Source organism: Photobacterium sp., assembly GCF_033720175.1.
Lineage (GTDB): Bacteria > Pseudomonadota > Gammaproteobacteria > Enterobacterales > Vibrionaceae > Photobacterium.
This window is the reverse complement of sequence record NZ_JAWWDA010000003.1, coordinates 49,079-74,872: the sequence shown is the minus strand read 5'-3', so window position 1 is coordinate 74,872 and position 25,794 is coordinate 49,079. Positions and strand designations below refer to the sequence as shown.

20 protein-coding genes, 1 tRNA gene and 1 pseudogene are annotated in these 25,794 nt (G+C 44.0%); 13 read left to right on the top strand and 9 right to left on the bottom strand.

Annotation, left to right across the window (positions count from 1 at the left end):
• Window positions 1-41 precede the first annotated feature (41 nt).
• The 5 genes from R3289_RS04780 to R3289_RS04760 form a co-directional block, all read right to left on the bottom strand.
• Window positions 42-2,210 carry a lipopolysaccharide biosynthesis protein gene (locus R3289_RS04780; RefSeq protein WP_318924349.1) on the bottom strand — a complete coding sequence of 723 codons (2,169 nt, stop codon included), beginning with the start codon at window positions 2,208-2,210 and terminating at the stop codon, window positions 42-44.
• Window positions 2,203-2,988 carry a hypothetical protein gene (locus R3289_RS04775; protein ID WP_318924348.1) on the bottom strand — a complete coding sequence of 262 codons (786 nt, stop codon included), beginning with the start codon at window positions 2,986-2,988 and terminating at the stop codon, window positions 2,203-2,205. The genes R3289_RS04780 and R3289_RS04775 overlap by 8 nt, the downstream gene beginning before the upstream one ends.
• A 103-nt stretch (window positions 2,989-3,091) precedes the next feature.
• The gene (locus tag R3289_RS04770; RefSeq protein WP_318924347.1) at window positions 3,092-3,850 is read right to left on the bottom strand and encodes a hypothetical protein; all 759 of its coding nucleotides are present in this window, start codon (window positions 3,848-3,850) and stop codon (window positions 3,092-3,094) included.
• Between the two features lie 56 nt (window positions 3,851-3,906).
• Window positions 3,907-6,147: a polysaccharide biosynthesis tyrosine autokinase gene (locus R3289_RS04765; protein WP_318924346.1), complete on the bottom strand. Its 2,241-nt coding sequence runs from the start codon at window positions 6,145-6,147 to the stop codon at window positions 3,907-3,909.
• 2 nt (window positions 6,148-6,149) lie between these two features.
• The gene (locus R3289_RS04760) at window positions 6,150-6,704 is read right to left on the bottom strand and encodes a polysaccharide biosynthesis/export family protein (RefSeq protein WP_318924345.1); all 555 of its coding nucleotides are present in this window, start codon (window positions 6,702-6,704) and stop codon (window positions 6,150-6,152) included.
• A 584-nt stretch (window positions 6,705-7,288) separates the two neighbouring features.
• Here R3289_RS04760 and R3289_RS04755 point away from each other — a divergent pair.
• The 5 genes from R3289_RS04755 to R3289_RS04735 all read left to right on the top strand — a co-directional run bounded on the left by R3289_RS04755 (window position 7,289) and on the right by R3289_RS04735 (window position 12,936).
• Entirely contained in the window at window positions 7,289-8,773 is a 1,485-nt protein-coding gene (locus R3289_RS04755; protein WP_318924344.1) for an undecaprenyl-phosphate glucose phosphotransferase, read from the top strand.
• Window positions 8,774-8,824: 51 nt separating this feature from the next.
• Window positions 8,825-9,952 (top strand): glycosyltransferase, encoded by a 1,128-nt coding sequence (locus R3289_RS04750; protein ID WP_318924343.1) that lies wholly within the window; start codon window positions 8,825-8,827, stop codon window positions 9,950-9,952.
• Window positions 9,953-9,996: 44 nt separating this feature from the next.
• The gene (locus tag R3289_RS04745) at window positions 9,997-11,283 is read left to right on the top strand and encodes a hypothetical protein (protein ID WP_318924342.1); all 1,287 of its coding nucleotides are present in this window, start codon (window positions 9,997-9,999) and stop codon (window positions 11,281-11,283) included.
• A 186-nt stretch (window positions 11,284-11,469) separates the two neighbouring features.
• The gene (galU, locus tag R3289_RS04740) at window positions 11,470-12,375 is read left to right on the top strand and encodes a UTP--glucose-1-phosphate uridylyltransferase GalU (protein ID WP_318924341.1); all 906 of its coding nucleotides are present in this window, start codon (window positions 11,470-11,472) and stop codon (window positions 12,373-12,375) included.
• 135 nt (window positions 12,376-12,510) lie between these two features.
• A complete protein-coding gene (locus R3289_RS04735; RefSeq protein WP_318924340.1) occupies window positions 12,511-12,936 on the top strand; it encodes a VanZ family protein in 426 nt (141 codons plus the stop codon).
• A gap of 98 nt (window positions 12,937-13,034) precedes the next feature.
• On the opposite strand, the gene R3289_RS04730 is transcribed toward R3289_RS04735, so the two are convergent.
• A tRNA-Ser gene (locus R3289_RS04730) sits at window positions 13,035-13,125 on the bottom strand.
• 468 nt (window positions 13,126-13,593) lie between these two features.
• On the opposite strand from R3289_RS04730, the gene R3289_RS04725 reads away from it, so the two are divergent.
• The 3 genes from R3289_RS04725 (at window position 13,594) to tusE (ending at window position 15,598) form a co-directional block, all read left to right on the top strand.
• Window positions 13,594-14,235: an adhesion domain-containing protein gene (locus R3289_RS04725; RefSeq protein WP_318924339.1), complete on the top strand. Its 642-nt coding sequence runs from the start codon at window positions 13,594-13,596 to the stop codon at window positions 14,233-14,235.
• A 228-nt stretch (window positions 14,236-14,463) separates the two neighbouring features.
• Window positions 14,464-15,129, top strand: coding sequence for a Bax inhibitor-1/YccA family protein (locus R3289_RS04720; protein ID WP_318924338.1), 666 nt, complete (start codon window positions 14,464-14,466; stop codon window positions 15,127-15,129).
• A gap of 139 nt (window positions 15,130-15,268) precedes the next feature.
• Entirely contained in the window at window positions 15,269-15,598 is a 330-nt protein-coding gene (gene tusE, locus R3289_RS04715) for a sulfurtransferase TusE (protein ID WP_107284405.1), read from the top strand.
• Between the two features lie 28 nt (window positions 15,599-15,626).
• Here tusE and yccX read toward each other — a convergent pair whose 3' ends face one another.
• Window positions 15,627-15,899: an acylphosphatase gene (gene yccX, locus R3289_RS04710; protein WP_318924337.1), complete on the bottom strand. Its 273-nt coding sequence runs from the start codon at window positions 15,897-15,899 to the stop codon at window positions 15,627-15,629.
• A gap of 94 nt (window positions 15,900-15,993) precedes the next feature.
• Between yccX and R3289_RS04705 the strand changes: the two genes are divergently transcribed.
• Together R3289_RS04705 and R3289_RS04700 are read left to right on the top strand one after the other, a co-directional pair.
• Window positions 15,994-17,394, top strand: a complete 1,401-nt coding sequence (locus R3289_RS04705) for a methyl-accepting chemotaxis protein (RefSeq protein WP_318924336.1) — start codon at window positions 15,994-15,996, stop codon at window positions 17,392-17,394.
• A 114-nt stretch (window positions 17,395-17,508) separates the two neighbouring features.
• Entirely contained in the window at window positions 17,509-18,699 is a 1,191-nt protein-coding gene (locus tag R3289_RS04700; RefSeq protein WP_318924335.1) for a class I SAM-dependent methyltransferase, read from the top strand.
• 101 nt (window positions 18,700-18,800) lie between these two features.
• On the opposite strand, the gene R3289_RS04695 is transcribed toward R3289_RS04700, so the two are convergent.
• A complete protein-coding gene (locus R3289_RS04695; protein ID WP_318924334.1) occupies window positions 18,801-19,559 on the bottom strand; it encodes a sulfite exporter TauE/SafE family protein in 759 nt (252 codons plus the stop codon).
• Window positions 19,560-19,777: 218 nt separating this feature from the next.
• On the opposite strand from R3289_RS04695, the gene R3289_RS04690 reads away from it, so the two are divergent.
• The 3 genes and pseudogenes from R3289_RS04690 to R3289_RS04680 all read left to right on the top strand — a co-directional run bounded on the left by R3289_RS04690 (window position 19,778) and on the right by R3289_RS04680 (window position 24,503).
• A complete protein-coding gene (locus R3289_RS04690) occupies window positions 19,778-20,404 on the top strand; it encodes a DUF2057 domain-containing protein (RefSeq protein ID WP_318924333.1) in 627 nt (208 codons plus the stop codon).
• Between the two features lie 535 nt (window positions 20,405-20,939).
• A pseudogene (locus tag R3289_RS04685) lies at window positions 20,940-23,240 on the top strand (chitinase C-terminal domain-containing protein); the annotation flags it as partial.
• 615 nt (window positions 23,241-23,855) lie between these two features.
• On the top strand, window positions 23,856-24,503 hold the full coding sequence (locus tag R3289_RS04680; protein WP_318924332.1) for a murein L,D-transpeptidase catalytic domain family protein: 648 nt from the start codon (window positions 23,856-23,858) through the stop codon (window positions 24,501-24,503).
• Window positions 24,504-24,674: 171 nt separating this feature from the next.
• Here R3289_RS04680 and ald read toward each other — a convergent pair whose 3' ends face one another.
• Window positions 24,675-25,790, bottom strand: a complete 1,116-nt coding sequence (gene ald / locus R3289_RS04675; protein ID WP_318924331.1) for an alanine dehydrogenase — start codon at window positions 25,788-25,790, stop codon at window positions 24,675-24,677.
• Between the last annotated feature and the right edge of the window lie 4 nt (window positions 25,791-25,794).

Sequence of the window (25,794 nt, the reverse complement as noted above, 5' to 3'; positions counted from 1 at the left end):
AAAATAGTAGACGCAAAAAATGCACGTCGTTACTATAAAGCTCATAGCGAGTTCTCAACCGAACCATTTTCGTCAGGCACAAGTGCCTCTGGTACTCTCCCTTTCCAATTTGAAACAAGGTATTCCGCCACATCGTGGGCACGTGATTTGATATCGCTCTGGCGCTCAGTAAAATCCACCACCAGAGTACCGGCCCCTTTCTCATTTTGGATTCGACTAAAAAGTCTGTCGAACGACACGGGCTGGTGATCACGAAGATCCAAAAAAAGATCGGGTCTCAGACTGTCTACCAAAGGATTCTGTGGCGGCGAAAACGCATTGTTGTCATAATCTCCGCTCTCTACTGACAACTGCTGCATCGGGCCGTCAATCAACAAATGCACGCCGGGTGTAGTCTGAGCCTTTGAAACAAGCTCCCCCAGCGCCAACCAATACACTGTGCTGGCTAATCCTTTCTTTTGTGCCTCGTTTTCAGAGCCAATCATGATCAGCGTTTGATAAAGGGTTTCCCGTGGCGCTCGCTTCAACGCTTTCAAGGCAAGGCGTAAGCATCTTATTCGGTGGCCTATCCCAGAGTTTCGCCGGGCCAAATGCTGCATCATGTCTGTCGCCGGAATCCCCTGCTTTTTTAACAAGTTGATGACTATTTCTGGCAAAATCGTCTTTTCTTCCGGGGTTAATCCACAAAACTCAACAATGATACTGTTCCGTGATCCAGGTAAAATACTGGCATCTGACTTTGGCTTGAGTCTACAACCGACCAATCTGGCGAGCCAGCGCACATCAGGCCCGACGATCAGATCAGGGCTAATCATTGCAACAATGCTGATACTTAGAAAAATAATGCCAAGCACCCCGAATATAATCCCCATATACCCAACATCATGATGGCGCATGGTCATCGCCGTCGCTTGAGCGAGCGGTAATAAACAGAGCGCATAAATAGTCCCCCGAGCATGTTTCAGGGCAAACCAGCTCCAAGAGATTTTTAATCGCCCTAGTGACAATTGAGCCATCAAAATAAAATTTAGAAAGATAGCAAGAGACACACCCACAGCAACACCAGGTAACCCCCATTGCACGCCAAAAGACGTACAGATAACAACCGCCCCGGTATAGACCGCCAATCGCCAGGCTCTTTGATACACCAATCCGAATGCCTTGGTTAATGAATCATTCAGCTTATATCCCATTCGAAATAGCAGTGTGGATGCCAGGATCTGCAGTGGGAGCACCGTTTCAGACCAGTCAGGCCCGAGTATCAGACGAACAATTTCCGGTGCCAGAACGACAAACAATACCGATGTCGGTGCCATCATTATTGCACTGAGCGCTATCGCATGACCATAATGTTCAGTGGCTCTCTGCGGGTCGCTCTGCAATCGTGAGTAGACAGGAAACATGACTCGTTCCAACACCTGCCCGAATAACATTACCGGCATAGTAACCAACTGATAAGCTCGCCCGTAAATCCCGACAGCAGTTGAATTCATCGCTCCCGCAACAACTAAGTAGTCAACCTGAGTTGCGGCATACCCCAACAGCTTGCCGGAACTAAAACCACCCGCCATCCACAAGATATGGCGAAATGAGCCGCGGTCAAAGGCAACGTGCAGCGAATCAAGCTTTTTCCAGATCAAAATAACACTTTTAAGTCCAACCTGGGCGATACACGCCCACACCAACGCCCACACACCGACGCCTGCCAGCGCTAATGTGACCCCTACTAAGGTATAGCCAAAAACAAATGACAGCACTTCAGAAAAGGCCAGTACCGTAAACTTAAGCTCCCGATGGAGCAGTCCTTCCGCGACCAGCGACGGTGCCTGAAGCAAAAAAACGCAAGAAAGCGCCGTAATAATCGGTTCTATATCAGGTTCGGAGAACCACCTTCCGATTGCTGGCGCAAGCAGCCACATTGAGAACAGCGCAGCTGCACCAAACACCCATGAAAGTAACGAGGCTGTTCCTATGTCTCGCGTCGACAGACTTTCTTTCTGAACGATCACGGGTCTGATCAGCGCCTCCGCAAACTGGCGTCCTAGCCCAATCACCACCATGGTAAGGGTAACCAGACCGAATTCCGTCTGGGTTATATAACGTGCTAATACTGCCAGCACCAGTATTTGACCCAGCCCCTGAATAATAGCTGCCGCAGTGGTTATAACGGCCCCGTCAAGTACATGGGATGAATGTGACTTATCAGTCATTTAATGTGCTCTCAATCGCTTTTTTTACACTCTGAATCGTGTCGGTCAATGGCTGTTCGGTATCAATATAATGTACCGTTTCCGTGCCGATCCGATGCCAGTCGCGTACTTTTTGATGGCGGGATTCTATATATCCGTCTCCTTCTTTATCCGCCTTGACTCTGCTTCGATTCCGTCGTTTGGCCGTTTCCAAAGAAACCTGTAATTGTAAAACGATATCCGGAGGTGGGATTTGTTGATATATTTTGCTTTCGAGACGGGCTAGCAGGTTATATAATGCGGATATAACCCCTTTATGATCAGCATCGACAACAAGGCGCGCGCTGTCCATTCCTCCTGGCTTATTTGACGGGTAGCGATCACAGATAATAAATCCCTTGCTACCTGCAGCCCTTCGGCTCCTGACCAGAAGTTGACGCCGCTCCCAGGCAACACAGACTGCTCGAATGGCATAAATAAGTGATCCGAGTTTTTGGGTGCTTTTACGTGGTTTCACTGTCTCTGCGGGATGGCGGCCAACCTCTTCTTGAGTCATTACATGCCCCTCTATTCGTGAAGTTCGTAAAGCGGGCATTTTTTTTCTCAATAAGGGTAATAATGCATGGATCGGCCAGGTACTCCAGGTCGCGGGAGGTTTCCCTGCATGAATGACGCGCACGCTATACAACTCTCCCAGCCAGGCCCCTATTTCATTCGCGAGTGTGGACTTGCCGGTGGCCTCCGGCCCGACCAATGCAATAACCGCAGCATCGCTATTTTTCGCTCTGTTTTCTGTCATAGTTTCCACTCTGGTTTTCAGCGTTCATCTTGGCCTGCACCGTTATTATGGGCACCAAGAATTAGTCCACACCTGCAGTATCATTCATTACAAACATCTAAAATTATAGTGAGGCCTCTTCCAGTCCGGTCAGAATAATGTGCTTCGCTTTTTCAACCATCGGGCTATCGTTTTTCCCCGAGGCCATCGATACCTCCTTGTCAGGACTAACCAGGAGCAGTTTAGGATTTATTTTCGGGTTCCCCCCCAAGAAATTAAAGGTGGTTATCGCATGATTAATAAACGATTCAATGGCTTCTAACGAACCGTCAGGAATACGTTTATGGCCTCGAACCCGGGTTCTTTCAATAAGCGTTTTCTTTAAAGCACACAGATAGACCACCACATCTTCGCATGGTGCCAGCTCGATAAATGTTTGTAGCTGTTTTAAATCTGGCTCGATGGACTCATGGACAAACAGATAATGAGCGATATGAAGTATGCCTTCATCAATAATAATGATCCGATTTGTCGTGTCCTGACATGCGATAAATTCATGTATACCAATATTTCGAACTAATATTCTGGCGATTTTTAATCTTTCTCTGAAAGTAATGGTCGACGGCAGCTTACGTAAATACTCGTATGAAAAATTCAGAAGCCTCTTTTGTTTTCGACAGTTAAGAATACACCAGAAAATACCGATAATATTAATAGCAGACACTCGGAAAATACGATGAGGTAACCATGCCAAGTACATTTGCCGTAATACAAAGTCATCACCCGAAATAATCTCCGGCTGCCCGTTACGATGAGAAGCCATCATATTGTTCAGCAATGTCGATTTACCCGCACTTGTGCAACCAATGAGTTCTATTTTCAAGGGTACGGCTTCCTTAAATACAATTTAGACCAATAATAGCTCGTGGTGATTTGTCATCATTTTTCAGCATTCAATGGTTCATAGAGATCATCACTATAGTCACTGTAATCACCGTAGGTTTCAGCCTTTCGGAAATCGAGCCCGTTCACTACAATCCCGATCTGTTGCTGTTTCACCCGCGCCAACTTCTCTAGACCATTTTTGATTTGGCTCTGCTGGGTAGTACCTGCACGCACCACGTATACCACCATGTCAGCATTCGTTGAAATGACTTCCGCATCGCTCACCGGTAAGACGGGAGGACAGTCGAGAATCACTCTATCGTATTGTGACGTCAGCTTTATCAGCAGATTTTTAAAACGGGCAGAGCTGATTAACTTTAAGGGATCAGCAACTCTGCCGCCTGCCGTAATCAAATGGATATTTTCATTCTCCACAATACATTCTTCCAAACGGGCAGTATCGGCGATGAGCTCTGCCAGCCCCGGTGTATTTTCTTGTACTTTTAATTCCTTACTCAATCTTGGTCGACGCATGTCACATTCAATCAGAATTACTGACTCTAGCGCCCCGCATCTATAGGCCAGATTTATTGCCAGTTTCGTTTTGCCCTCATTGCTAACAGTCGAGGTGATCATCAGCGTCTTATTCGGTTTAGTCATTGCGCTTATTGCGATACCTGTATGAATGCTGCGGATTGCCTCATTGAATCTGCGTGCTTTCGCATCATTTTGAGAATAACTGATCAATTGCTGTTTACGGTGGTTCCTGAGCAGAGGAACGACACCAAGCAGTGGATATTTGAGCTTTAATTCGACATCGGCGATGTTGGTTAAGCTGTTATCAAGCGCATCACGTACGAATGCGACAATCACGCCTGCGATCACGCTGAGAACGAATGCGATGATAATAGTGAGCATTTTCTGCGGTTTGATAGGAGTAACGGGAATGACAGCTGGCGATATAATCCGGGCATTAGCAGACTGAAGGTATCCCGTCTCAGCGGTTTCTTTTAGCCGGTTATAAAATAGATTGTAGAGTTCACGATTTGCGTTAACCTCCCGCTGCAACGAACTCAATTCCGATTCCTTTCGCCCTATTGTATGGTACTGTTCTTTTGCCGCTTCGATTGTTCGCTTTAATCCAGATTCATTAGCCTGGGCCACTTCGTATTTTTTCTTAATCCCCTGAATAACACTATTAATTTGTCGGGATAAATTTCTGTTTATTGTTTTCACATTTGTCTGGGCCGCGATCATCTTAGGATGGTTTGGGCCATAACGCTTTTCCAGCTCGGTCAGTTTTTGTTGTGCGGCACCCAGTTGGTTTTTGAATTCCTGTACCAATGGGTCATCCAGTACGGCAGGATTCGAATCGAAATCGCCTGACGAAACACTGCCCCTTCGATTAACCTGTTGATAGTCGTTTTTCGCCATAGACAGCGATCGTTGGGCTTCTGCCAGCTTCATCGTCAATTCATTGATCTCTAGCGAAGGCAGATGCTGCAAACCTTCGACATCAACCAGTTGCTCCTTCTCGCGGAAAGCCTGCAGTTTTCTTTCAGACTCCTCAAGATTGTTTTTTAAAGAATCGACCCTTCGCGATAACCACTTTTCCGCAGACTGGGTAATAGAAAACTTCGCTTCCTGGATACTCTGGATATAGGCTTCGACATGGGTATTTACGACAGCAGCGGCAAGCTCAGCATCCGGCGAATTGAATTTCACATCGATCAGTTGGGTGTTCTTAACGGGCTTTACCTTAAGGTTATCCAAATAATCAATGACGACAAACTGCATCTGATCTGTCGTTTTTTCAATATCAGTCGGCTCTAGGTCAATTTTAGTCCACTGGGCTATCCAATCTCTGATTTTAGGCCAGCCCGCTGACGTTATCCACTCACTCCAACCTGAATCGATAATGCTACTTTGGGAAACGTTGTTTTGCTGATTATTCAACAGATCAAGATCACCAATAACCTGCTCAACCAGCGGTCGGGATTTCAGTATTTCATATTGGGTCAGATAATATTCCTGACTATTACTATCGGGGGTATAAACCTCTTCGATAGAAATGACCTTCGCAGTTCGGGATTCAATCATGACTGTCGCCGTGGCTTGATAAATCGGCGTCATAACAGAAACCAACAGGGCCACAATTAAGCTTATGGCAATAGCCGACAGTAAAATACGCCACCCTGAGCGGCGAACCACGCTCAGGTATTGCCGAAGTGACACCTCATTTTCTCTACTCCATGGCGTATCTGGGCTTGAAGCAGGTGAATTGCTTATATTCATGATTAGAAGAAACTCCGTTCTACAGTGATCAGATCACCCGCTTTGACTGAATCATTCAGCTTAACTGGGACAGAATTATATTTATTACCCCGCTGACCAGCTCGGACTACGGTAATTTTGTCTCGAGCTGCGCGATTAGTGAACCCGCCCGCAAGAGCAACGGCATGCTGTACGCTAAGTCCCGGTCGGTATTGAAATCCACCAGGGGCGTTCACCTCGCCATGTACATAGAAGGGGCGATATTCTTTAATCGAAACGATGACTTCGGGGTTGACCAAGTAAGGGCCTTTTAGCCTCAGAGTAATCCGCTTATCAAGTTCAAATATTGTTAACCCGGCAACCTGCAATTCGCCAATGAATGGATATTTGATCTTGCCGGTATCCGGGATCACGACATCCGTGCTTAAATCGTCTTCGCCAAAAACACTGATCGAAATTCGGTCACCGGAACCAAGAATATAGGAATCGTCACCCCGCCCCTGGCCAAAAGCCTGAAGTGAGCTAAGGAGTGTGATAAGCACTATACCCAGAATGAAAAACTTATCATAATATTTCATATAGTTACGTTGACCTCCATTGAAAAAATACGACGATCAATTCAATTCTGTCGATGTTACAAATTAGATGTTGTTCCTCAACATCTAATGCCCATAAATACCAGCCACATACCTGTAATAAAACACCCTTATATTAAATTCTGTAGGTTATTCATAATCTTCCGTATTTCGTCTCCCCACCCGCAACCATTAATCCCGATAGTTCCTAAAATATGAGCCCACATTTAAGTCTTGTTGCATAAAAACCAATTAGTCAATATCAAACAGCAAATTATTCGTATATTCCCTACCGTTCATTAATCTATAGGACAATTAAATCGTCACGTAAAATAATTACCTAACTTTCTTACTCTTCACACTTTCATCCTTTAATTATCATTAAATTCAAAAGCATAAATAATTCACTTCTAATTATTGCAAGTAAATCTCAAAAATGAAAACGACAACATCTTAACCATTTGCTTATCTTAAATTAGTAATATCGCTGGTATTAAATTAGTAACAAAAGAGGGATCTAGCAAATACAAAGGGACTTTATTTACATAATAGCTTGCGTGTATTGAGTTATTCGGGAACTACAAAAAATGTCAAAAATGAAGAACATAAACAATAAGTCGGGATACTTTGTTGATGCCCGCCCTAACAAAAAGCTATATCGCTTTCATGACACCCTGCTGGTCTATGGCCAACTCTACGGCAGTATTCTCGCTTCCATCGCGATTATGATGGGCTGTGCTTACTGGAACCAAGGAGAAATGGCGGAAAAATATCAGTCACTTACTGTAGTTAATGGTCTTCTCGTCTACATCGTATATCAGTTAATGGGCGTGTATCACCAGTCTGATGGCAATCTCTTAGGACGCCGTAGAAGCTTTCTATTTGGACTCTGGGTTCTGAGCAAAGCCTGGGCATTGGTTGTGCTGTCATTAATCTTTTTTACCTTTATAACGAAATCATCAACTGAATATTCAAGATTAGTACTGGTACTTTGGGCAACACTTGGATTATTGGTTCAGTCAGGAGTCTATTTCCTTACCTATTTGATTTCTAAAAAATACTTATTTCACTTCCGTGAAGCTATCCCAACATTGGTTGTTGGAGCCAATGCTCTGGGCGAACAACTTGTTAAAAAACTCAGTAATAATACATGGTTGCCCGATAGGATCGTTGGCATTGTTGATGATGATCCGGAAGCCAGAACGTCATGGGATGGCCCGGTGCCCGTTCTTGGCGCAATTGATGACTTGAGAGACATCCTCAAGCAACACAATATTCGGCGCATCTATATAACGTTGCTATTAAGTCAGTCCAGTAAAGTAGAAGATATTATTAAAGACCTGGATGAGGAATGCGTAGATATCATCTGGATTCCCGATACTTTTACTATTACAACCATCAACCAGAGTATTAAGGAACTCTCAGGCCTGCCACTGTTGGTTTTATCGGGCAGCCCGATGTCGAGTGTAAAAGCCGTGTTGATGAAGTCACTGATGGACAAAGTCATTGCCATTGCTTCACTCATTATACTGCTGCCCTTGATGGTCCCAGTCGCCTTGGCTATAAAATTAACCTCACCCGGCCCGGTATTTTTTAAGCAAAAACGCCATGGCTGGGATGGCAAGGAGATTGATATATGGAAATTCAGATCAATGTATGTGATGGAAAACAAGGAGAACAAACTCGAGCTCGCAAAACGTAATGATCCGAGGGTGACTGCAGTGGGAAAATTCATTCGTAAAACAAGCATTGATGAACTGCCCCAACTTTTTAATGTCATTCAAGGGAATATGTCCTTGGTTGGGCCAAGGCCTCATGCCATTGAGGTAAATCAGTTTTATTCAAAACACATACCTAGCTTTATGCTTCGACATCGCATCAAGCCCGGAATTACCGGCCTGGCACAAATATGTGGTTTTCGTGGTGGTGATGATTGCACCACTAAAACCCTGGACAGAATGGAGTTAAGAGCCGCACATGATATTGAATACATTAATCACTGGAGTCTTTTTCTCGATCTTAAAATTCTCCTAATCACACCATTTAAACTATTCTCACATGATGCGTACTGATTTTTGTAGACAGGTACAAGTTAACACGGCGCTACCCGCAGGAGGCAAAAGATGACAGAGAACGGACCCAAGAAAAAAGTCATACAAGTCACAGAATGCTTTGCCTATGGAACGGCCAAGTCGCTCAAGCAATTGAGCGGGCTTTTAAAAGATGAATACGAAATAGTTGTTTTTTATTGCCGCCGAGACGGAACAGAATCAGAAATCAAAGATATTGATTCCGATATAACATGGGTAGAGATGTCCTCTGAAGGCCTGTTTCGTCATATCGCTAATATTTTAAAAGTACGATCCTTTATCGACAAAAATACCCACGCCATTCACGGTCATAGTAGTTATGGCGGTATGTATGCTCGATTGGCACCGATTGGAAAACACGTCCCTTATGTTTTTTATTCGCCACGAGCTTACTCGTTTCTTCGACAAGATATCAACTGGGTAGTCAGACACGTTTTTCTCATCGCAGAAATTTGCTTATCGGTTCTGGGACGTACCGTTTCCTGTGGCCCGGCCGAATTCAATATTGGAAAAAAATTCACCAAACAAATATTTAACATTAATAATTCAGTGGTAATTGCAGACAGACCGAGTAGTCATAATAATGATGATGAATTCAAGGTTATCTCTGTCGGTCGAATATGCCATCAAAAAGCCTTTGATACTTTCATTGATGTCGCGAAAAACCTGGCTGAAATCAAATTTACCTGGGTCGGGTCTTCTGATCTTGATTATCGCCAAAGTATTATTGATAAAAACGGCGGACTACCGGATAACATCACTATTATTGACCATATGGTTCAATCTGATTTATTTAAAGAAATCAGCCAATCTTCACTAATATTCCACCCCTCCCGCTGGGAAGGTTTGTCGAGAACCCTTATCGAATCGTTGGCACTGGGAATACCGATAGTAACCTCCACTTGTCAGTCTAATCTCGATTGCTTACACCCGAGGCGAGACGCTAAGGATAGCCGGGGGGAATATGACAATGGCTATGCATGCAAGACAGTTGAAGAATATGTAAATGCAATCAGGCTAATGAAAAACGATCCCAAACGCCTGGCACAAATGAGCCAAGCGTCTTATACCCTTGCAAAAAGAGAGTTCAACGTAAATGTAACGAAAAAGAGATGGCTGGACTTGTATAAGGGAGAGCTTAACAGTGAATACACTAACTAAATCCACCCTCCCCAATTCATGATTCATTGCGCGGGACGACATTAATGACTAGGGAACACCATCTAACCAATGTCTTCAAGGTCTTAATGAGCATTGCTCTGCTGCTTGCCTGCATGCCAAGCTTTTTGCGGCTTGGGGACTCCAGGGCAAGCCTTAGCTACGTTTACATCATCATGTGTCTTGTCATATTATTTGTTACGGTGCTAAAAGACAAAACCATGCTATCTTTTTTCCACTACCAAGCCCGAAAAAACAAGCTTCTTTTTATTTGCGTGCTAGCACTTTATCTTTTACACATAATTCGCTTTATGATCAGCCCTGATGATGGCGTGATGTCCAGATCGTTTACTGCCGTGATCATCTTTACAACTTGTTATCTTTATTTTTCGTTCCTTTTCTACAATGACAAAAATCTTTTCGAACGCTTTTATTACCTCATAACGATAGGTTTAATACTTAACCTTTTCGTGGTCTTGCTACAAAAAAATGGATTTAACTTATCCTCTTCATACTATGACGGAGATCGTTATTCAGGGCTATTCTCACATCCAAATCAACTGGCTATTATGGTGTCGACGACTTTTCTCTTCTATGTCGCTAACTTCTTGGCGCAGACCAGGCTACTCAAAAAAACGTTCGCGATTTTCATGGTTTTTGCTTGTTTCATGATGATGCTCCTGGCTGGCTCAAAGACAAACGTCGTTGTTTCCCTCATCGTCCTTATCGCCTATTTTTCATTTCCTATATCCAGCAGAAATATCGCTAAATTTTTAGGTGGTATTCTTTTCTTGTCATTCGCCGCTATTTTAATTACACAATCTAATATCTTACTACGTGTCAACCCACGCCTGTTTGAAGTTTTGACAACATTGTCACTCGATGACTTGCTCGAATACCGGACAATCGTTTCACGAATAGAATTATGGGATTACTCCTGGGGTGTAGGCACACGCTACCCCTATCTTGGCGAAGGTTTTAACAGCAGCCTGCCGCCATCCGTTCCTCACAGTCATAATTTATTCATTGATTATCTGCGTATTTTCGGCCCAGCCGGAACATTCTTTATTAGTTGTTTCCTCTGTTCTTTGGTCTTTTATCGTACAAGTCTGGGTCAAAGCAGAGTTGAGGATGATCGAGCGAGTGTGTGCAAGTTATCGATAGTTGCATACATACTAGCCAATATGATGAGTGACTCCATGGGGCCTCAAACAGTGTTCTTTTTAGCCTTTTTTGTCTCTTATCTTTCTGTACATTCGAGTATGGCTGTTGCAGCCGTTCAACATCATTCAGCGTTAAGGGGGGCAGAACAATACAAGAACCCATCTACTTAATTTTAAAAACGAAAGAAAAATCCGGGGCGGACAATGACTCCAATATATTATTCTGGTCAAAATGTACTTATACCCTCGTTCTGATAACGACGAAACAATAAGTAACGTGACCAAAATGGTGTCTAGAAATTGGTGTCATTCTCCAAATTATCATTCATACATAGAGTAATAATTCAGGACTTGAATATGATCAAAAAATGCCTTTTCCCGGCAGCAGGTTACGGTACCCGTTTTTTACCTGCCACAAAGTCGATGCCGAAAGAAATGATGCCTATCGTCAACAAACCACTGATTGAATATGGTGTTGATGAAGCACTGGAAGCCAAAATAGAAGGCATGTGTATTGTGACTGGCCGCGGTAAACATTCCCTGATGGATCACTTTGACAAAAATTATGAGCTGGAACATCAAATCAGTGGCAGCTCCAAAGAGGCGCTGCTGGTCGATATTCGCCGAACCATCGGAAGTGCAAGTTTTACCTATGTTCGCCAACATGAGATGAAAGGCTTGGGCCACGCTATCCTGACAGGGCGAGACCTGGTTGGTGATGAACCGTTTGCTGTGGTATTAGCTGATGATCTTTGCATCAACCAACATGAAGGTGTGCTGGCACAAATGGTCGCACTGTATAAACAATTCCGCTGCTCTATTGTTGCGGTTGAAGAAGTGCCGGATGATGAAACCCATAAATATGGGGTTATTGCGGGCCAGAAGATCAAAGACAACCTATACCGGGTTGAAGACATGGTCGAAAAGCCGGATCCCGGCACCGAACCCAGCAATATGGCTATTATCGGCCGCTATATTCTAACACCCGATATCTTTGAGATCCTGGAACATACCCCACCCGGCAAAAATGGGGAAATACAAATCACCGATGCGTTGTTGGAACAAGCGAAAAATGGTTGTGTATTAGCTTATAAATTTGAGGGGAAAAGGTTTGATTGTGGCAGTGTCGAAGGCTTTATCGACGCCACCAACTACTGTTACCAAAATATATATCTAGCCGAAACAGTCCAGAGTCGCCCCCAGGACGCGGATTCTGTCACTGAAACCAACCCTGGCGTAACACCTTTAATTTCAAATGGCTAGCGGTGTATTTTTTCCCCTTGCGTTCATTGCCAACCTGTTGACTTTCTTTGTTGGCAGGTTCGGTAATACAATCTTCTGGTCTACGGGGCTTGCGTAAACGCTGTTGATATTTAGAAAAAACGAAAGTAAAACGAAGTGGAGTCACAGAAAGTAATGTTGCCGACCTTGCTCTTTAGGGCGTTTGTACTGATATCAGTCACGCTGTTCGCCTGCGCCTCACTGCTAAAAAGCATTGGCTGGTATAACGTATTTTTTCAAGCTGTTGAAGACATCGTCGGGGGCGACAAAGCACTTCACCTAATCGTGGCGTTTTATATCTCATTACTGGTAAGTCTGGCAGTAAATACTTCCCGACGCCAACCATCGACACACTTTGTCAATCGGGTGTTTATCTGTCTGTTCATTTCATTTTCGACCGATGAATTATTGCAGTTATTATCCAGTTATCGTCATTTTTCCTTTGCAGATCTGGTGGTCAACTATGTGGGCCTGCTGCTGGGTTGGGGAGCAGGTCGCTTGCTGCTGAAAACCACAATGAACGATCATCAGCACCGTTCATAAATAACTGTGCGAGTATATTTTGAACGCTCTGGACGGCCCACCTCTCTCTCAAATTACAGACGTAAAAAAGCCAGCAATTAAGCTGGCTTTTTTGAATTTGGCGGAGAGATAGGGATTTGAACCCTAGATACGCTATAAACGTATGCCGGTTTTCAAGACCGGTGCTTTCAACCACTCAGCCATCTCTCCGTAATTGCGGTGGATAATACGCACCTCTTTTTTTGTTGTAAACTCTTTTTATTTATTCTTTGCTCAACCGCTCAGAATAAAAACAAAATGGTCTATTTCTACTTTTTCTAGCGTTTTTTCCGCTTACTTACGACCTTTTTTATGCTCTTATATGGCTTAAAATTCGTAGCTGTGATTATTATTAGTAAGCTCATCATGCCTAGCAATATAAAACTTTTTGCTGTTTATTGCTCATTGTTGCCTTGTTTGTTATTGCCGCACTCAGCCCTTGCCACTGAGACCGAGATGACGTTTTGCCACACAGTTTTATCACCTCAGACTGGTGACTGGCGGCAACTAAATGCTCAATGCGATATTGGCTCCGGGTTATGGGGGAAAAAGCCCAAACCTACAGAAGGAAGCTTCTGGGTTCAGTGTAACTACAGCCACTCTTTACCAGGCAAGGCGTTTACTGAAAAGGTAAATACTTTGTTTACGAATAAAACTTATCTGATCAAAGACAACAATCACTTCCGTTGTTTAGCCGGCCCGTATTCCACGTACACTCAGGCATTGCAAGCAAAAAAACGATTTTCAGATCTGCTGAATATAACGACTTTTATTCGCCAGACAGCAAATAAAATCAATATCCCAGATAAAGAACAGCAGAGCTTACCCGCGGCAAAACTGTCGGAAAAATCTAACAATAAAGGAGACAGTGCGCAGGTCTCGACATTGATTGAAAATCGGGTGATTTTAAATTCGATTATCTACTCGTTCACTTTCAATGGATTAAAGTATCATCAGCCTCGAAATATCAACTCAACCAAAACTATGCCTCCAATGTTTATCAGTGAAAAAGATAACTATTGGTCTCGGGTTAATCTCTCTTCTGCAGAGAGTTGGTGTAAACGTTTTGGTTTGCGCTTACCGTACTTTGAAGAATTAGAGCGGCTTCAAACTCACGGGCAACACCTTGTGCTGCGGTATCAATGGCCGACTCAGGTCAATTATTGGAGCCGTTCTGTCAATCCATTGTCAGGAGAGATTAAAACGATCAATTTAAGAAACGGTAAATACGATGAATACCGTCCACCAGCCTTACTTTACACGACTTGCGTATCTGACTAATCTTACATAAATATTTGTTTTTGTGAGCTTTATCAGCATTGAAACATAATTTTACAACTTTGCTTTTAAAGATAATGAAATGTTAAGTATCATGCGTTATAAGGAACTAGCAAAGACATTACGAGCTGGTGATTATTCAAATACGCATGAATGACTTGCATTTATGAACTTTCACCCTCATATATGTCTTAATAGATATCAATATAACTAACCCTAAGGGGACAACTTATGAACGATCGTATTGTCAATCGTAGTGCTTCATACGATAGCGTACTTTCAACCAATAAGGTTTTAAGAAATACCTACTTCCTGTTATCCATGACGCTGATCTGGTCTGCTGCTATTGCTGGTCTTTCTATGGCAATGAACCTGCCTTATCCTGGCATCATCATCACCTTGGTTGGTTTCTACGGTTTAATGTTCCTGACAGAAAAAAACCGTGACAGTAGCTTAGGCATTGTCTTTACTTTCGCATTAACGGGTTTCATGGGTTATACCCTTGGGCCAATCCTTAACATGTATCTTGGTGCAGGTTTAGGCCACGCTATTGTTCCGGCTCTAGGCGGTACTGCCCTGACCTTCTTAGCGTGTTCTGCATATGCTCTTACTACTAAACGTGATTTATCGTTCTTGAACGGTATGCTGCTTGCAGGTTTTATCGCGATTGTTGTGGGTATGATTGCAAACATCTTCCTGCAAATGCCGATACTTTCTCTGGCAATTAGCGGTATGTTTGTGCTGTTCTCATCAGCAGCAATTTTGCTAACCACACAGTCGATTGTTCGTGGTGGTGAAACTAACTACATCTCTGCAACTGTTACGCTGTACGTCTCTATCTACAACCTGTTCCTAAGCTTGTTACAAATCTTAGGTATTATGGGTAGTGATGACTAATATTATTTAGTCACAGACTGATTTCTAAAGCGTCCACTTGTGGGCGCTTTTTTATTTCGAATGCCGAATTTCTTACTTTTACTTGCAGCAAAGTCTCTGAGTCACTATCCTCTCTGCGTTCCAAATATCGAGGCACATCATGCTTGAATTCGAAGGCAAACAATTAGAAACCGATGCTCAGGGTTACCTGAAGAATATTGATGACTGGTCAAGCGAGCTCGTTCCTCTTCTGGCACAAGAAGAAGGTATAGAGTTGACCGAAGCACATTGGGAAGTGGTGAACTTTGTTCGTGAATTCTATTTGGAATTCAACACATCCCCAGCTATTCGTATGCTGGTTAAAGCCATGGCGAAGAAATACGGTGAAGACAAAGGTAGCTCTCGCTATCTTTATAAGCTGTTTCCGAAAGGTCCGGCCAAGCAGGCGACAAAACTAGCCGGGTTACCTAAGCCGGTCAAATGTATCTAGCATAAACACAGGGCGTTCACGCCCTCTGTTATTTGATTTCAAAACCATCGACATGCCGCCACTCAAGTTCTTCTGTTTCAACCTTATCAACCCTCGACATCCTGGGCCCCTTTTTTAGCCAAGCCAGCAGTTTATTCACATTTTCTTCATGACCACAAACTAAGACTTCCACACTTCCGTCTGGGAGGTTCATCGCATACCCCGTTAACCCGTCCTTTAGCCCTTCATGCGCAGTATGAAACCTGAACCCTACGCCTTGCACTATGCCTTTCACATTCGCTTTTACACAAATTTGTGACATGAATCACCTCAAGAGATCTATTTGCATTCCGATAAGCTCTTATATTGTAATTTATCAATTAGAACAAAAATAACCTTTGTAAATAGGAAGCCCAATGAAAGAAATCGCATTTCGATGGATCGATAAATACCTCATTCACTTAAAGCTGCAAGAAAAGTTCTATCTGTTATTCCTACTTCCATTGATAGCAATTATCAGCGTTAGTGCAATTTTAGTTGATGCTGCCCAAAAGCAGCGTGTTGAAATCACGACAAAACAACTTGATACAACTGCAGCGTTATTTGCAAAGTACAATGTCAGCCAGACCGATGCGTCAATGTTACTAAGTGAGAGCGGCTTAAAACTTGGTGGCGGTGATCTTTCTACCTCGGTATCCGAACTGAATTATTCGCTCTCAGCTGTTGATGCACCCAGCCTGTATAGCTACCTTTCCTCTGTACAAATCAGCCTGACACTCACTTTGCTGGCTGTTGTTTTAGCGTCTGTCTACTATATTATGACGTTCATCGGCGGTGCAATGTTCACCATGAACAGAGCCCTGCTCAACCTTGCCGAGGGCGATTTGACGGGCCGTATGAACTTCTTTCAGGTTCGTGATGAATTCAGCACCATTGCAATAACCATTGACCGCGTCGCCGATCGTGAACAAAAACTGGTTAAGGCAACACAAGAAGCGACAGCAATGATGCAGCAGATCAGCAGTAGTTTGCGTCAAAGCAGTCAGCAGAGTGAATCGTTATCTGTTATTCAGCAGCAACATTTAGATTCACTGGCCAGTGCCACCGAAGAGATGGCCACATCGATTCGTGAAGTCGCAACTCATGCGCATCAGACCTCAGATCAGACCCGTGAAGCTCAGCAGGTTACTGAACATGGCCGTGCCCAGGTTGGTGAAACTAAATCTGCGATTTCAACACTTTCTTCTGAAATCAACATGGCAGCAAATGCTGTCACTGAATTAGATAACAATGCCGCTAAGATTGATGACGTGGTCACTACCATCAATAGTATTTCTGAGCAGACAAACCTACTGGCACTGAATGCTGCTATTGAGGCCGCCCGGGCCGGGGAGCAAGGCCGAGGCTTTGCCGTGGTTGCCGATGAAGTTCGCACTCTGGCTGGCCGTACACAAAGTGCTACGGTAGAAATTCAGCAGATGATTGAATCATTGCAGAAAAACAGCCAGCAGCTAATGTCAGTAATGAAAAATACCGTTGATAATGCGCACCACAGCGAACAAATGATGGACTCAGTTGACGGCGAAATCAGCCAGATTACAGATCGCAACCAGCAAATCTCCGATCGCAGTACTGAAATTGCGGCCGCTGCAGAGCAACAAGGTGCCGTTGCCGATAATATTGCCTCTAATGTTGAGCAGGTTCGTGAACAGTCACACCAGATCTGCGATGTCATTTCACAAGCAACCAATGAAATTGAACGTTTAAATCAGCAAGCACAGGTCTTGGAATCTTTGATGAGCGGCTTGAAAGCTTAATTCTGAGCTCAGCCTGAGTCCCTAGAGCCGCCTGATTTGGCGGCTTTTTCATTTGCTTTTCAGAACAACGAGCAACATAATACGCCCCCATTCGAATTCCACACCGGGCAAGTCATGACAGCTTCTATTTATCTGGTAAAAGGCCGTGAAAAATCACTGCGCCGCCGCCATCCTTGGGTCTTCTCTCGCGGCATTGATCGCATTGACGGTAAACCTTCACTGGGTGAAACCGTCGATATCTATGACAACAAAGGTGAATGGTTAGCACGCGGTGCTTATTCTCCACAGTCTCAGATCCGTGTTCGCGTATGGACATTCAATAAAAACGAAGCCATTGATGTCGATTTTTTTGTTAATCGCCTCAAAGCAGCGCAAGGCCTGCGTGATATTTTGGCCGCTCGTGATGGGCTGACAGGTTACCGCCTGATCGCCGCTGAATCGGATGGCTTGCCTGGTATTACTATCGACCGCTATCAGAACTTCCTTGTCTGTCAACTGCTAAGTGCGGGTGCTGAAGCACAAAAAGATGCATTGGTAGAAGCACTTAACATTTGCTACCCGGATTGCAGTGTCTATGAACGTTCTGATGTTGCGGTACGTAAAAAAGAAGGCCTGAAGCAACGTACCGGCGTGCTTTCTGGTGAAGAGCCCCCTAAATTTGTTGTCATTGAAGAAAACGGTATAAAGATTAATGTCGATATCGTTGGTGGCCACAAGACAGGTTTCTACCTTGATCAGCGAGATAGCCGCCAGGCTGCCGTGAAATATGTTAATGGCAAACGCGTTCTCAACTGCTTCTGCTACACCGGTGGTTTTGGTTTGTATGCCCTAAAAGGTGGCGCAAGCCAGGTTGTCAATGTCGATGTTTCACAGCCGGCACTTGATACAGCACGCCTGAATGCTGAAATGAACAGCCTTCCGGTAGAAAATGCTGAATTCCTAAATGCCGATGTCTTTAAACTGTTACGTGAATACCGTGAGCGCGGCGAGCTGTTTGATGTGGTAATTATGGATCCGCCAAAGTTTGCGGAGTCAAAATCGCAGCTAATGGGTGCATGTCGTGGTTACAAAGACATTAACATGCTGGCGATGCAAATTCTGAAGCCTGGAGGCACACTGTTGACCTACTCATGTTCAGGTCTGATGGACAATAACCTCTTTCAAAAGATCATTGCCGATGCCGCTCTTGATGCCAAGCGTGAAGTACAATTTATCGAACGCTTTAGTCAGGCGGCCGATCACCCGTTAGACAGTGCATACCCTGAAGGTTTCTACCTGAAAGGCTTTGCCTGCTACGTAAAATAAGCAATACGATAAATGATAATGCCTGACACCCGTCAGGCTTTATCATTCAGTCTAGGGCCGAATAATCTAAAATAGACGTATCACTGATACCTTAAAAGCGGCTAATGCAGCATCGCGGCAATACAACCACTCAATGTCATCACAAACAAAAACCACTTTAACGTTGATGGTTTGGCTTTAATTGCCATATTTACTGCAATATGGGCACCAAACATCGTTCCAAATGCCAAGATCAAACCTGGCGTCCACAACACTAATCCTTCAATAACAAACAATACCAAAGCGACAAGAGTGAACACTAGCGTACAAAGCATTTTTAATGCATTTGCCCGAACCAGATCATAACGTAGCGTACCGGCCAGTGCGGCAATTAAGACGAACCCCACTCCAGCCTGAACAAATCCGCCATAAAAACCCGCCATCCCAAGCCCCCACCACGAATGTGGTGTTTGCATGACTTTCTTAACGGGTGTGCCAGGCTCAGGCGCCATCACTGAAGGCTTGACCAGCATAACGAATGCCATTGTTAACATCGTGCCTAATAACAGCGGTTTGATGAGGCTGGAGGGCATATATGCTGCTGCTCCCGCTCCTAGTAATCCACCAATAACCGAAGGGATAAGAATGGGAACAATGTCGTCAGATTCCATTTTTCTGTGACGCTTAAAACCGGCGACGGCAGTAACGGCTTGCATTAGCACCCCCAGTCGGTTCGTTGCATTCGCAACCTCCGCGGGCATCCCCATTAACATCAGTGCAGGCAAGGTTAAGTTTGAACCGCCCCCCGCAAGCGTATTAATCATTCCGGCAAGAAACCCTGTCACCAATAAAAGAATAACTTGTAGCAGCGTTATATCCATATCAAACCGCCATCCTTTAGCCCTTCAGGTTATGTTAACGTATTTTATAAGTCATTCTGCAAATATTTTATGTCACATTGTTATAAACGCTATAAATATTCAGTATTCAGTTTAGGTTAAGGTTAAAGCTTCAAAATCAGTCACTAAGATCTAACAGTACTATAAGCCATTTATTAAATTTGATATCAATGTACAACAAAAATGATCAAGGAATAAACATGAAACTACGTACCGCCATTCTAGCAATGACAGCATGTGGGCTAGGTTTCCCATCCTTTGCAGCTGTGAATATTGACCTGCCAGACAGCGCTGAACTTATCTTGGTTAATGGTATTAAAGCTCAGGGGAACGACACGCTTACTCTGAACAATGGCCAAAACCAAATCGCTTTCCGGTACGAAGGCGGATATCGTGAAAACGGTGAATACAGTATCTTCAAATCAGATGTTATTATCATGGCGTTTAGCGGGACAGATACCCACGTTTCACTAACACTTCCTAAGTTACGTTCGAGTTTAGACGGGCGGGCATTTAATCGTGAACCGGCACTTACATTAACGAATAATACCGGTACTCCCATAGCGTTCGAACAAGACAAACTGATGAATAGCGGTATGCAGCTTGGGCGTGATTTTGAAGCTGAAATTGCCGCTTACAACCAGACATCGCAGCCTGCCGCTGTAACCAGCTTACCAATCGCCTCACTGTCAGCAATCAATCAAAGTACCATTGTGGCTAACCAAGCAGAAGATGGAAATGTCGCAGAAAGCATGCTGAATTATTGGTATCAACAAGCTGATGAGGCTACGCGTGTTCGCTTTAAGGCACGTATCAATCAGCTGTAATCAAACAGCAGGTATCCCACTGAATCCTTCATCTTGAGGTAGCTTGGGCATGAAGGCTGAGTACTATGGATGATTAGTCACTTAGTCTGCCCTCAGGTAATAATTAGATCTCACATTAAACAATATCCGATGATACCGGATTTACAGCAATCGACACTCTCACCCTTTCCTTATCCATAACAAACAAGACCACATTCTGTAAAATCACCGCTTTTGATCTTGTATTTTCCATTCATAGAATAAATTAGTTGCTGTTGCAAAATAAGTAGTGTTGCCTTTCATTAAAATGACATTTTTTTGAGATTTGGTATGGAAAAAAAGACAGGTGATGATGCTTTTTTAGGCACATAACATATAGTTGTTTTTCGGCGTAATTAAAGCAAAACAAGCCGTTTTACTGTCTTACCTACTTAAACGAAGATTGAAGGATAAATAAATGAATCATTCGAAACACCAGGTGATCAAGTGTATCTTTTCACTCAGTGCCCTTACCGCATCATGCTTAATTGCATTCAATGCACAAGCAGCAAACACTGCTAACAACTGTCGCCCTGACGGACTCTACCAGACTGAAGGCGTAACGGTGCCTTATTGTACCGTTTATGATCAAGATGGTCGTGAAATCATGGGAGCCGACCACCCACGTCGTGTCATTGGTTACTTTACCAGCTGGCGCGCTGGCAATGATCCACAGAGTTCGTACCTGGTAAAAGATATTCCATGGGAGCAACTCACACATATCAACTATGCATTCGTTAGTATTGGCTCTGACGGCAATGTGAATATTGGCGATGTAGCCGATCCAACAAATCCGGCTGTTGGGATGGAGTGGGATGGTGTCGAAATCGATCCGGCGCTTGGTTTTAAAGGCCACTTCGGGGCGTTGGCAACCGCCAAAGCAAAACATGGCGTTAAAACTCTGATCTCAATTGGCGGCTGGGCCGAAACAGGCGGTCACTTCGGTGCTGATGGTAACCGTATTGCCGACGGCGGATTCTATAGCATGACCACCAATGCTGACGGCAGTATCAACCAAGCCGGTATCGATAAATTTGCGACTTCTGCCGTTGAAATGATCCGTAAATACAAATTCGACGGTGTTGATGTCGATTATGAATACCCAACCAGCATGGCGGGTGCCGGTAACCCTTACGATAAAGCGTTTTCTGAGTCTCGTCGTCCATATCTATGGCGTTCATATCAAGAGTTAATGCGTGTTCTGCGTGAAAAGCTGGATCAGGCAAGTGCCCTTGACGGCGTCCACTATATGCTCACAATTGCCGCCCCTTCATCAGGTTATCTGCTCCGTGGTATGGAAACCCATGATGTATCCAAATACCTCGACTACGTGAATATCATGTCTTATGACTTACACGGTGCATGGAATGATCATGTGGGCCACAATGCAGCCCTCTACGATACTGGTAAAGACTCAGAACTGGCAGCATGGAACGTTTATGGTACCGCTGCCTACGGCGGCATTGGCTACCTAAATACCGACTGGGCTTATCACTATTTCCGCGGTTCTATGCCAGCCGGCCGGATCAATATCGGCGTCCCCTACTACACCCGCGGCTGGAAAGATGTCACTGGCGGTACCAATGGCCTTTGGGGCAGAGCAGCACTTCCTAACCAGGCAGAATGCGCGCCCGGTACAGGTGAGGGCGAGAAAAACAATTGCGGCAACGGTGCTATGGGGATCGATAATTTATGGCATGATAAAAATACCAAAGGTCATGAAATGGCTGCGGGGTCGAATCCAATGTGGCACGCAATGAACCTTGCTAAGGGCATCTACGGTAGTTATGCCGCTACTTATGAGCTAGATCCGGTCAATAATCCTCAGCATCAACTGGTTGGCACCTATAACCGACATTACGATAATGTCGCGATTGCTCCTTGGCTGTGGAATGCTGAGAAGAAGGTCTTCCTTTCAACTGAAGATAAAGAGTCTATCAACACCAAAGCCAGCTACGTTATTGATAAAGAAATCGGTGGCATCATGTTCTGGGAACTGGCAGGTGACTACAGCTGTTATGTTCTTGATGCCAATGGTAAGCGTACCAGTGTAGATGCAACGGAAAGCGCTTGCGCTTCTGGCAATGGTGAATACCACATGGGTAACACTATGACCAAGGCTATCTACGAGAAGTTCAAGTCAGCCACACCATATGGTAATACCGTCGCTACAGGCCCTGTTCCTACAGCAGCACTGGATATTACAGTATCGGTTGGCGGCTTTAAGGTTGGCGACCAAAACTACCCAATCAATCCTAAAATCACATTCACCAACAACACTGGTACGGAACTGCCGGGAGGCACTGAATTCCAGTTCGATATTCCTGTATCAGCGCCTGACAATGCTAAAGATCAGTCTGGTGGCGGTCTGAAGGTTATCTCTTCTGGTCACACTCGTGCCGATAACATCGGTGGTTTAGATGGTGTAATGCACCGGGTAGCCTTCACTCTGCCTAGCTGGAAAGGCTTACCGGCTGGCGGCACTTATGAGTTAGATATGGTGTACTACCTGCCAATCTCTGGCCCGGCTAACTATACTGTGAATGTAAATGGTGTAGATTACGCGTTTAAGTTTGAGCAACCGACCTTGCCAGTAGGTCCTGTAGGTCCGGGGCCTGGTCCTGGTCCTGACGAACCATGTGTCACAACAGGTATCAACACTTTCCCCAACTGGCCACAAACAGACTGGGCCGGAAACCCCAGCCATGCTAACCAAGGTGATAAAATCATCCATAACGGTGTTGTCTATCAGGCCAACTGGTGGACAAGTTCAACACCAGGCAGTGATGGCAGTTGGGCTAGTGTCTGCGCCATTTAGCGGTAGTCAAAAACTGCCGTTAAAAAATATCGGTTAAGTGACACAATGAAGGACGCAGGTGGTAGTTCAATTAGGTGATGTTCGGCCAGCTCTATCACCTGCGTTTTTTTATTTAGCGACGACATATGAAATATCAGTATATTACATATCACTTCATCGCTGTTCCATTCGGTCTTTAAACTGCGAGTCCCTCTCATGGAGGTCCGTGACTAATGTTGCGTATGCTATATAGCGCTGACTCTTCTCAAAAGAGAGAAAAATGAGATATTGTGCTCAATTTTCAATCAAACAGTTTAACCGTGTATTTATCAAACTGTTTATAAATCACTTTAAAAATTAGTCATCAATAACAGTAATTTACACCATATAATTAAAAAATCATTCAGACTTTATTACATTTTTGATTGCATTTGTGGCAAGTCAAAATTAAATCATGTTATGTAAATAACTCTATGATAGATAAACAAATATCATTCATTAAAGTTAAATATAACTGACTAAATAAAGTAAAAAGTATATATTTTTTTATATCCCAAACAATCAACTTTAATTCATTTTATGCTAAAGTCACCGCCCCATTAACCCTAAAAATAAAAAGAGTGTTAAGTAAGGACGATGAACAAAGCAATTTGCCTATTCATTTTGGCTTTAAGTTATTTACCACTTCAAGCAACTGCAAGTAACGTTAGAAGTCACTCATACACGGAAAGTACCAATGCCGATATTGTTATCAAATACATATACAAACAAGCCCAGCTCGATCACATCATCGATTATCAACTCTTTGCCGAAGGTTACGCTGCCTATACTGCAACTAAGGGTAGAAAAAAATCGATACTGACTATTATTGATTACAGCAGGCCGTCGACTGAAAAAAGGTTCTTTGTTATTGATTTAAAAACAAATAAATTACTTTATCATACATATGTAACACACGGTGTAAACAGTGGCGGCAAGGTCGCAAACCGTTTTTCTAACATAGTCAGCTCAAGACAGACATCCCTTGGCACTTTTCTTACTGACACAACTTATAATGGCGGTAATGGTTATTCATTAAAACTCAATGGCCTGACCAAAGGTGTAAATGATAACGCCCGCCGTCGCTATATAGTGGTACACGGTGCAGAGTATGCCACTGAAGCTTTTATCAAACGAAATGGCTACTTAGGACGCAGTTGGGGTTGCCCGGCACTGCCTACCGGTTTATCCAGGAAAATAATCGATACCATTAAAAATGGCAGCGTAATTTACGCTCACGCTTAATGTTATATATTTAAATAAACTGAGATGAGATATTTTGCCTCATCTGTTTTTATTAACATGAATATCTAATTAAAAAGGCAAATGGCTTCACGATTAATTCGGGGGTTGGGGATAGATAAAAGTAATCCCTGCCGAAGCAGGGATTTATATAACATGGAATGACACTATTAATTAAGCAAGTACTTGTTCTGCAGATACAAACTTTAAATCTAACGCTGTAGCGACACTTTCACAAGTGATCTGACCTCGGTACACGTTAAGGCCATTCAAAAGATGCCGATCTTCCTGAAGTGCCGTTTTATATCCTTTATCTGCAAGTTTAAGTATATAAGGTAACGTTACGTTATTGAGAGCAAATGTTGACGTGCGGGCAACAGCACCCGGCATATTGGCCACACAATAGTGAACAACATCATCAACAATGTACGTAGGATCGCTGTGGGTGGTTGCGTGTGAAGTTTCTACACAACCGCCCTGGTCAATTGCTACATCAACAACAGCTGAACCTGGTTTCATGTTCTTAATCATTTCAGCAGTTACCAACTTAGGAGCCGCTGCACCCGCTACGAGTACACCACCGATAACCAAATCAGCTTCCAGTACATATTTCTCGATCGCATCTTTCGTTGAGTATACACACTGAACAGCACCGCCGAACTGAGCATCTAGGCTGCGCAAAACGTCAATACTTCGGTCTAGCACAACAACATTTGCGCGCAAGCCCACTGCCATCTGAGCAGCATTAGCACCAACAACACCCCCACCGATAATAACCACTTTAGCTGGCTCAACACCTGGAACACCGGCAAGTAACATGCCGCGACCACCTTTTGACTTTTCAAGGGCAAAAGCACCAGCCTGAATCGACATACGCCCAGCCACTTCAGACATTGGCGCTAACAATGGTAAACGACCTTTATCGTCAGTAACCGTTTCATAAGCAATACAGATGGCTTTGCTGTTGATCAGATCTTCTGTTTGTTCTGGGTCAGGGGCAAGGTGTAAGTAAGTGAACAAAATCTGGCCTTCGCGCAGCATTGCACGCTCAACCGCCTGAGGCTCTTTTACTTTGACAATCATTTCAGCCTCTGAAAACACTGCATCAACAGTCGGCAAGATTTGTGCCCCGGCATCAATGTAATCTTGATCACTGAAGCCGATACCAGAACCCGCAAGTGTCTCAACATACACAGTATGACCATGGGCAACTGCTTCACTTACAGAAGCTGGAACCATACCAACACGGTATTCATGAACTTTAATTTCCTTCGGTACACCAATAATCATCGTC